This window comes from Acinetobacter sp. GN11, from assembly GCF_054823985.1.
Genome location: NZ_JRVL01000234.1, coordinates 1 through 8,759 on the forward strand (window position 1 = coordinate 1; position 8,759 = coordinate 8,759).

The following is an 8,759-nucleotide window of genomic DNA, read 5'->3' on the forward strand; positions in this document are numbered from 1 at the left end:
TGTTGACCGTGCCGAGTGCTTCTCTTTGGATTTATGGCTTTATTTTTATTTTGTATTTTCTGATTTGCTATCCCTTGTCTCGTTTGGCGGCACATTTAGAAAAGGTCTGGGAGTAATTATGCCTTTGTTATCGATACAACAATTACAGAAATCATTTGCACAAAGTCATATTTTACAGGGCATTGATCTAGATGTAGAACAAGGAGAGGTGGTTGTTATTTTAGGTCCATCGGGCTGTGGGAAAAGTACCTTATTGCGTTGTATTAACGGCTTAGAACCGATTCAGGGCGGTGAAATCCGTTTAACCGGTTCAGGTGTGCTTGGTAAAGATGTGGACTGGACTAATGCTCGTCAAAAAATTGGCATGGTTTTTCAGAACTATGAGCTATTTGGGCATATGAACGTCATTGACAACATTTTGCTCGGACCACTCAAAGTACAAAAACGTCACCGTGATGAAGCTGAACAAGTAGCAAATGAGTTGTTAAAGCGAGTCGGGTTATATGAACGAAAACTTGATTATCCACGACAACTTTCTGGCGGACAAAAACAGCGTATTGCCATTGTTCGTTCACTGGTCATGCAACCTAAAGTCATTTTGCTTGATGAAATTACCGCTGCGCTTGATCCGGAAATGGTCAGGGAAGTGCTTGATGTAGTACTCAAATTGGCTAATGAAGGCATGACCATGTTGATTGTGACACATGAGATGTCTTTTGCCCGTAAGGTTGCCGATCGAATTATTTTTATGGATAAGGGCAAGATTATTGAACAGGCATCACCAGAAGAATTTTTTGAACAGCCAAAAACAGAAAGAGCTAAAGCCTTTTTAAATATTTTGTCGTATTAAGTCTTTTATTATTTGAATCATGAGGAAGTGAATGTTTAAACGTAATTCAATAAAAATATTAAGTAGTATTGCTGTTGCTGGGGTGTTGTTAACTGCATGTAGTAAAACGCCATCAACTGAGCAAGCAAGTAATACTCAAGAAGACCAGTCTTTAGAGCAAGTCAAAAAGAATGGGGTGTTACGAGTTGCCGTTTTTGCTGACGATCCGCCGTTTGGTTATGTAGATAGTGCTGGCAATAATCAGGGCTTTGATGTTGCTTTAGCAAAACGAGTCACTAAAGATCTATTGGGTGATGAAAAGAAAGTTGAGTTTATTGTGACTGAAGCTTCAAATCGGGTGGAGTTTTTAAAATCAAATCGTGCCGATGTCGTGTTTGCGACATTTACAGTAACGCCTGAGCGTAAGCAAGTTGTAGATTTTGCTGAACCTTATTTAAAAGGTGCTTTTGGTATTGTCTCGCCTAAAGCCAAGCCAATTACAGACATTGCCCAATTAGAAGGTAAGACCTTAATTGTAAATAAAGGCACAAGTTCAGATACCTACTTTACCAAGCATTATCCGAAAGTGAATTTACTTAAGTTTGAAAGAAACTCGGATGCCTTCAAAGCTTTAACCGACGGTCGTGGTGACGCGATTTCACAAGATAGTACTTATGCTTTGGCATGGGCCGCGAAGAACCCAAGTTATGTGGCGGGTATTCAGTCTATTGGTGATCAAGAGTTTATTGCACCAGCAGTTAAAAAGGGCAATACCCAATTATTGAATTGGCTCAATACTGAAATCAAGCAGCTCAGAACAAGTGGTGAAATTAATAAAATTTATGATGAAACCTTGAAACCAATTTACGGTGACTCGGTCAATCCGAATGTGTTCTTAGATGTAGGCCAATAATTTTCGATATCGCTAGAGCAGTGTCTAGCAGTAGGCACTGCGATTTTAAATAAGACTTTTATAAGAACGAGAGGGTGAAATAATGACAACATTAACATTTCAAAACGTGAAGCATATTTTAGCTGCATCTTTACTGAGTTTAGGTTTGGTTGCATGTGATAAAGGAACTCAATCTACTGAGAAGACGGCCGATACCACTCAAACAGTGTCGAGTATTGAGCAGATTAAAAAGAATGGTGTGGTACGAATTGGTGTATTTAGCGATAAACCGCCGTTTGGATATTTAGATGCTCAAGGTAAAAATCAGGGCTTCGATGTAGAGATTGCCAAGCATGTTGCTAAAGATTTGTTGGGTGATGAAAACAAAGTTGAGTTTGTTTTAACTGAAGCGGCTAACCGTGTTGAATATTTAAAAGCCAATAAAGTGGATATTATTTTTGCTAACTTTACAGTTACGCCAGAACGTAAAGAAGTTGTCGATTTTGCTAAACCTTATTTAAAAGTTGCTTTGGGTGTGGTGTCTCCTAAGAATCATCCAATTACCGATGTTGCTCAACTCAAAGATAAAACTTTATTGGTGAATAAAGGCACTACGGCTGATTCATTCTTCACCAAGACTCATCCTGAAATTAAACTGCAAAAATATGAGCAAAACACTGAAACCTTTGATGCTCTAAAAGATGGCCGTGGTGCTGCGCTTGCCCATGACAACTTGCTGGTTTTAGCTTGGGCTAAAGAAAATCCAAATTACACCGTTGGCATTACCAATTTGGGTGAGCAGGACTTAATCGCCCCAGCTGTGAAAAAGGGTGATAAAGAGCTATTGGACTGGTTGAACCAAGATTTAGAGAAATTGGCAAAAGAAGGCGTGATTCATCAGGCTTATGAAAAAACTTTAAAACCAGTCTATGGCGATACGATTAATCCAAAAGATTTATTGGTTGAATAATTGTAATAAAGAGGACTCTAGATAGTATTTGCTTGAGCTAGTATTCATCTACAGCCTGCCCATAATTTATAAAGATAATGTTTTTGCAATATTTTTTATAGATGGAAACAGTGGTCAGGTTCTGTAGATGAAGAAGTTTTTTGGTTACTTTTTTCAAAAAAAGTAACAGAATTAGCTGATTGCTTTAGAGATATAAAGGTAGGATTCCATCGTGTTAATTCCTTGATTCAATATCATTCTAACTTAAATAAAGTCGGCTCTGCTGCCAATTTATTTGCCAAATATTGAATAAACACACTTAATTTAGGCGGTACGTGGCGTGTTGGCGGATAGAGTAGCCACAGCCCACCACTATAATAGGTTTTAAAATACCAATCTGGTAAAACCTGAACTAAAGTACCTTGTTGTAGAGCATGGCGTGCAACGAAGTATGGCAAGCTCGCAATACCCAAATGTTGTAATGCGGCACTCAAACGCACACCCGTATGATTTGCAGCATAACGCCCACGCACGGCAACACTAATCGATTTATTCCCTTGTTGAAATTTCCATTTTGAGTCACTGGCTTGTTCGCCCAAGTAAATACATTCATGCTGCTTTAAATCATGAGGGTGGCTAGGTGTACCATGCTTTGCCAAATATTCAGGTGTGGCACAAACCAAATGATCGATATCAATCAGCTTTCTACCCATAAGACCACCTGATGGTTGCTCTGTAATTCGAAGCGCTAAATCGACGCCATCATCAATGAGATCTACATAGCGATCTTCCAAAAGCATTTGAATATCAATTTTTGGGTAACGTTCTAGAAATTCGGGTAAATGCGGATGAATCATAAAATGCCCCACAGCTTTGGGAACACTCATGCGAATAATACCTTCAGGTTCGATATGAAATTGGCCTGAACTTTCCATAACGGCTTGTGCAGCATTCACCATATCTAAACAGCGTTGATAAACCTGTTGCCCACTTTCACTCAAACGAAGCTTTCGTGTTGTGCGATAAAGTAAACGTGTGCCTAAAGCACGTTCTAAACGAGCAATCGCACGACTTACAGCGGAAGGTGTGGTACCAAGTTGTCGAGCAGTTTCAGAAAAACTTTCTGACTCGACCACCTTAACGAAGGTCGCCATTTCATTTAACAGAACCAGACTTTGATTTGTGCTCATGAGGCAAAAGTTATTTGGATTTAGATTGGATTATCGCGCTTAAGAAATCGCAATACAATCTTTTTCATCTTAGGGGATGTATGAAAAAGTATGACACAAGCATTATATTTAACAGGTGTTCTTGCCGCAGAAGTGGAAGTTTTAGAGTGTGCTTCATGTGAAGATGGACGTTTTGCCATACGTTTATCGGCAACACCATTTCACCCTCAAGGTGGTGGTCAACCTAGCGATAAGGGAAAAATTGCAGAAGTTGAAGTAGTGCATGTGGCAATTGAACAAGGGGAAATTATTCATTACAGCTCTCAACCTGTTGCGTTGGGAGCGGCATTAGCAAAGGTGGATTTAAATACGCGCAATTATCATAGCCGATTACATTCGGCTGGACATCTCATTGCACATGTAATGCATCTATTTGGCTGGCAAGCTATAAAAGCTCAGCACTGGCCACATGATGCACGAGTTCAGTTTATTCCTTTAGATACAGCCCAACAGTTAGATGGTGAAACTCTTCAGCAGCAATGTACTCACTATATTCAAGCTAATTTACCAACTCATCTTCATCAACATACTGATGGCTTTCGTGAAATTAGTTTTGGTGAGTTTCCTGCATTTCCTTGTGGCGGAACGCATGTCACGGCATTAGGAGATATTGGTTCTATAGAAATTCAGTCTTATCAGTTTAAGAAGGGAAAGCTCAGTGTCAGCTATAGCGTTGCCGAGGAGGTTGCATAAATGTGGCAGTTGTATGGACATGAGTTTTTAACCCTAGCGCTTATTCACTTTATGGCGGTGATTTTACCAGGACCAGATTTTGTGATTACGGTCAGACAAAGCGTACGTTATGGCTACTTAATTGGATGTCTGACTGCGATTGGTATTGGTGTTGGAATTTCGGTCCATGTGTTTTATACACTTGTTGGTATTGGCTTTTTGATTCAACAAAGCGAATGGCTCATGTCGCTCATCAGAACAGTGGGGGCAGCCTATTTACTTTATTTGGGGTGGCAGTGTTTACGTAGTCAGCCGAATACCAATATTGAGATTAATGGTCAAGCAGACAGTGACACTCCGAGTTTATTTAAATCTTTTACGATGGGTTTTCTTACCAATGCATTAAACCCGAAAGCCACCATCTTTTTTCTGGCAATTTTTACGACAATTGTGAGTACGACCACACCCATGAAAGTTCAGGTTTTTTATGGGGTCTGGATGTGTATGGTCAATGCCATCTGGTTTATGGTGGTGAGTGTACTGTTTGCTCAGCCTATTGTACGTAAACGGTTTCTTGAATTTGGGGTTTATTTTGAGCGGGTGATGGGAGTTTTATTAATTGGGATTGCATTGAGATTGATTTGGGGATTGTTTGTTTAAATAAGCTGGATATGTTTTGAGTATTTGCTGGTCCTAAAAATTATCTGTAAGTTTTTAGACTAGCATGACGGGGTCCATACCTGTATTTGCTCGTGCTAAATTTCATCCACAGCCTGCCCATAATTTATAAACATAATGTATTTGCAATATTTTTTGAAAAATGAAAACAGAGAACAGGTTCTGTGGATGAGAAAGTTTTTGGTTACTTTTAAAAAAAAGTAACAGAATTAGCTACTTTCTTTGGAGGCAAAACGGTAAGACTCCGCCGTGATAACCACTAATAATTTTTAGCTCAACCTAAAGTCATCTGCGAACTATTGCATAGCACGACAGAGTATTATCGCTTAAAGTTTTAATTTCTTCAGTCGCCTTCGGCTGGACTTACTTTGGTTTCGCTCAAAGTAAGCAAAAGCATTGTCATCTGCAAAACCTGTCGACTTATTTCATTTAACTAGTATTTCACAGAAACAGAATCTTTTTGATGCTACGCAGGTTGCAGACGACTTTTGCTCGAGTAAATGTAGTGCTAGGACTATTTGAGTTTTAATAGTTTCCTCATTGAAAAATTGAATTTTAATGATGGCAAATTAATTATAAAAAAAGACCGCCCAAAAGCAGTCTTTTTTGCAAAAATCAATTTAATTCGTACGCCTATTACGCGTAAGTTGATGTAATACCGACACCAATAAATCAATTTCTTCAGTTGTATTATAAAAAGCCAAAGACGGACGAACGGTCTGTTCCACACCAAAACGACGTAAGATTGGTTGTGCACAGTGGTGGCCAGAACGTACGGCAATACCATGTTGATTTAAAGCTTTACCGACTTGTTCAGTTGAATAGCCTTGTAAGGTAAAAGACATGACACTAGCTTTATGATGCGCCGTTCCGATCAAACGCAAACCTGACACACTACTTAGCGCATTTTGACCATATTCGAGTAGATCATGTTCATAGCGAGCAATGTTATGAATGCCTAGACTTTCGACATATTCAAGCGCAGCGCCTAAACCAACAGCATCGGCAATGTTTCCAGTTCCAGCTTCAAACTTGTTTGGTGCAGGTTGGTAAACTACTTGTTCGAAGGTCACATCCTGAATCATATTACCGCCGCCTTCCCAAACAGGCATGCTTTCTAGCAGTTCTGGTTTTGCATAGACTGCGCCAATACCCGTCGGCCCAAACACTTTATGTCCAGAAAACACAAAAAAGTCAGCATCAAGAGCTTGTACATCGGTAGGGATGTGTGAAACAGATTGAGCACCATCAACTAAAACACGTACACCTTTAGCATGAGCAATTTTAATGACTTCAGCAACAGGTGTGACTGTTCCTAAAGCATTCGAAACTTGAGTAATCGACAGCAGTTTAGTGCGTTCATTAAGCAGTTTTGGCAACTCTTCTAAAATAATCTGGCCTGTGTCATCCACAGGAATGACTCGTAATTTCGCTCCAGTTTTTTTAGTGAGTTGATACCAAGGCACAATATTGGCATGGTGTTCTAAGTGGGAAACGATAATTTCATCACCTTCACCAATATTTTGCTCACCCCATGTTTTTGCAATCAGGTTAATGCCTTCGGTTGTTCCTCGAACAAAGATAATTTCTTTAGAAGAGGGTGCACCAATGAATCGGGCAACTACATTTCTTGCATGTTCATAGGCATCGGTTGCACGAGCCGCTAACTCATGTGCAGCACGGTGAATATTTGAGTTTTCATGCTGATAAAAATAAGCAATCCGATCAATCACGCGCTGCGGTTTTTGTGTGGTCGCAGCATTATCCAACCAAACTAGAGGTCGACCGTTGACGCGTTCCTGTAAAATTGGGAAATCGCGACGTATAGCATGCACATCGAGTGGTTGAGCACTGCTTGCTACAAAAGTGGGTTGTGATGGTTGATAGTGACTATAACTTTGTCCACTTTGAGGCAAGTCTAAAAAATAAAATGCAGAGCTTGCCGAACTTTGGGTTGGCGTGTTCGTTGCAAAACGATCTTCCGCCAGCAATGATTTCAGCTGGTCACCATGTGGCAACTGAAAAGACTGCGCAACCGAATAATTGTCTTCCACACCTTTAACAGACGGTTCTGCTGCATTGGGAGCAGAAAAATCATTTAAAAAATAATAAGGTGATTCACCAGCACTGGTTGGTAAGCTTGGTTCAATGCGTGGCACATTTGGTTCACTATGAGCAGCTTGTGGCAAGTGTGGTTCAAATGGTGGGCGTGGCAAGTTAGCTCCACCAACCACAGGCGCAGACGCTACAATTCGACGTTCAGGGTAGTCTGGCAAATTTGGAATATGCTCAGGATATTCAGGATTGAGACTTTTCTGAAAGGCGATATTGGGCGCACGACCACTGAGTGCAGAAAATGGTTCACCCGGTTGTGGTGGGTGCGGTGGTGCTCCGACAGGTAAGTCCAAGTTAAGGCCCGATGGAGAAGCTGAACTGCTTGAGCTTGGTAATGCTGAAAAAAACTCATTAGCAAGTCGAGCAATGGTGGACTCATCAGGGAAGTTGGCTGGTGGGTTAACACCAGTCACTTCAGGCCCCGTTGGACTACCTTGCAGATTACTTGTAGTTAACTGGGTAGTCATGATATTTGTCCACCTCCACATCATCTAATACTGCCAACGCATCATCAGTGAGTACTGCAAGTGAGCAATATAACGAGATTAGATACGACGCAATCGCGTTACGGTTGATTCCCATAAAGCGTACTGAAAGCCCCGGTGACTGTTCACCAGCAAGACCTGGTTGGAATAAACCAACAATCCCTTGACGCTTTTCACCAACACGAAGCAGTAAGATTTTAGTTTTGCCATCTTCTACAGGAATTTTATTTGATGGAATGAGTGGAATTCCACGCCATGTAATGAATTGAGAACCAAATAAGCTAACCGTTGGCGGTGGTACACCACGACGTGTACATTCACGGCCAAATGCTGCAATTGCATCAGGATGTGCTAGGAAAAATCCCGGTTCTTTCCAGACTTTACGTAACAAATCATCAAGATCATCAGGAGTAGGTGGGCCATTTAAAGTCGATATACGTTGGTCATCTGTCACACTTGCCAGTAAACCGTATTCAGGGTTATTGATAAGCTCACTTTCTTGACGTTCTTTAATGGTTTCAATGGTTAAACGGAGCTGTTCTTTAATTTGGTCGTGTGGGCTGCTGTAAAGGTCAGCAACACGTGTATGTACATCTAAAACAGTAGATACACCATTTAAAAAGTATTCGCGTGGTTCTGGGTCATAATCGACAAAAGTTTGAGGTAACGTTGCTTCATCACGTTGTGTGCAAGCTACTTGAATATCATCAGTATTATTTACACGGTTTAAGCGGTAGATACCTGCTTCAACAGGAAGCCATTGAAGTAAGTGAGTCAGCCATCTGGGAGTAATCGTAGAAAGTTGGGGAGCAGTTTTGGTTGCATTGGCCAGTTGACGGGCTGCGTGGTCCCCCAGCGCAAGTTGTGCTTTGTCTGTATTTTTCGCCATGAATCATTTTTCCTTATTACA

8 protein-coding genes and 1 pseudogene are annotated in these 8,759 nt (G+C 40.7%); 6 read left to right on the plus strand and 3 right to left on the minus strand.

The features are described 5' to 3' along the window. The 4 genes and pseudogenes from NL42_RS17125 to NL42_RS17140 form a co-directional block, all read left to right on the plus strand. Nucleotides 1-116: pseudogene (locus NL42_RS17125) on the plus strand (amino acid ABC transporter permease); the annotation flags it as partial. Nucleotides 117-118: 2 nt separating this feature from the next. Further along, a complete protein-coding gene (locus NL42_RS17130) occupies nt 119-850 on the plus strand; it encodes an amino acid ABC transporter ATP-binding protein (RefSeq protein ID WP_461313669.1) in 732 nt (243 codons plus the stop codon). Nucleotides 851-881: 31 nt separating this feature from the next. Continuing rightward, nucleotides 882-1,742 carry a transporter substrate-binding domain-containing protein gene (locus NL42_RS17135; RefSeq protein WP_461313670.1) on the plus strand — a complete coding sequence of 287 codons (861 nt, stop codon included), beginning with the start codon at nt 882-884 and terminating at the stop codon, nt 1,740-1,742. An 82-nt stretch (nt 1,743-1,824) separates the two neighbouring features. Continuing rightward, complete coding sequence (locus NL42_RS17140) at nt 1,825-2,691, plus strand: cysteine ABC transporter substrate-binding protein (RefSeq protein ID WP_461313671.1); 867 nt, start codon at nt 1,825-1,827, stop codon at nt 2,689-2,691. Between the two features lie 233 nt (nt 2,692-2,924). On the opposite strand, the gene NL42_RS17145 is transcribed toward NL42_RS17140, so the two are convergent. Beyond that, the gene (locus NL42_RS17145) at nt 2,925-3,860 is read right to left on the minus strand and encodes a LysR family transcriptional regulator (protein ID WP_461313672.1); all 936 of its coding nucleotides are present in this window, start codon (nt 3,858-3,860) and stop codon (nt 2,925-2,927) included. Nucleotides 3,861-3,950: 90 nt separating this feature from the next. Between NL42_RS17145 and NL42_RS17150 the strand changes: the two genes are divergently transcribed. Both NL42_RS17150 and NL42_RS17155 read left to right on the plus strand, forming a co-directional pair. Beyond that, the gene (locus NL42_RS17150) at nt 3,951-4,592 is read left to right on the plus strand and encodes an alanyl-tRNA editing protein (protein WP_461313673.1); all 642 of its coding nucleotides are present in this window, start codon (nt 3,951-3,953) and stop codon (nt 4,590-4,592) included. Continuing rightward, nucleotides 4,593-5,231 carry a LysE family translocator gene (locus NL42_RS17155; protein ID WP_461313674.1) on the plus strand — a complete coding sequence of 213 codons (639 nt, stop codon included), beginning with the start codon at nt 4,593-4,595 and terminating at the stop codon, nt 5,229-5,231. Between the two features lie 638 nt (nt 5,232-5,869). Here the strand turns inward: NL42_RS17155 and NL42_RS17160 are convergent. After that, nucleotides 5,870-7,831, minus strand: a complete 1,962-nt coding sequence (locus NL42_RS17160; protein ID WP_461313675.1) for a family 2A encapsulin nanocompartment cargo protein cysteine desulfurase — start codon at nt 7,829-7,831, stop codon at nt 5,870-5,872. Continuing rightward, entirely contained in the window at nt 7,806-8,738 is a 933-nt protein-coding gene (locus NL42_RS17165) for a family 2A encapsulin nanocompartment shell protein (RefSeq protein WP_001107602.1), read from the minus strand. Before NL42_RS17165 ends, NL42_RS17160 begins: the two co-directional genes overlap by 26 nt. Between the last annotated feature and the right edge of the window lie 21 nt (nt 8,739-8,759).

Coding starts and splice junctions, on each gene's coding strand:
- NL42_RS17130 (WP_461313669.1), top strand. CDS start 119: ATGCCTTTGTTATCGATACAACAATTACAGAAATCATTTGCACAAAGT.
- NL42_RS17135 (WP_461313670.1), top strand. CDS start 882: ATGTTTAAACGTAATTCAATAAAAATATTAAGTAGTATTGCTGTTGCT.
- NL42_RS17140 (WP_461313671.1), top strand. CDS start 1,825: ATGACAACATTAACATTTCAAAACGTGAAGCATATTTTAGCTGCATCT.
- NL42_RS17145 (WP_461313672.1), bottom strand. CDS start 3,860: ATGAGCACAAATCAAAGTCTGGTTCTGTTAAATGAAATGGCGACCTTC.
- NL42_RS17150 (WP_461313673.1), top strand. CDS start 3,951: ATGACACAAGCATTATATTTAACAGGTGTTCTTGCCGCAGAAGTGGAA.
- NL42_RS17155 (WP_461313674.1), top strand. CDS start 4,593: ATGTGGCAGTTGTATGGACATGAGTTTTTAACCCTAGCGCTTATTCAC.
- NL42_RS17160 (WP_461313675.1), bottom strand. CDS start 7,831: ATGACTACCCAGTTAACTACAAGTAATCTGCAAGGTAGTCCAACGGGG.
- NL42_RS17165 (WP_001107602.1), bottom strand. CDS start 8,738: ATGGCGAAAAATACAGACAAAGCACAACTTGCGCTGGGGGACCACGCA.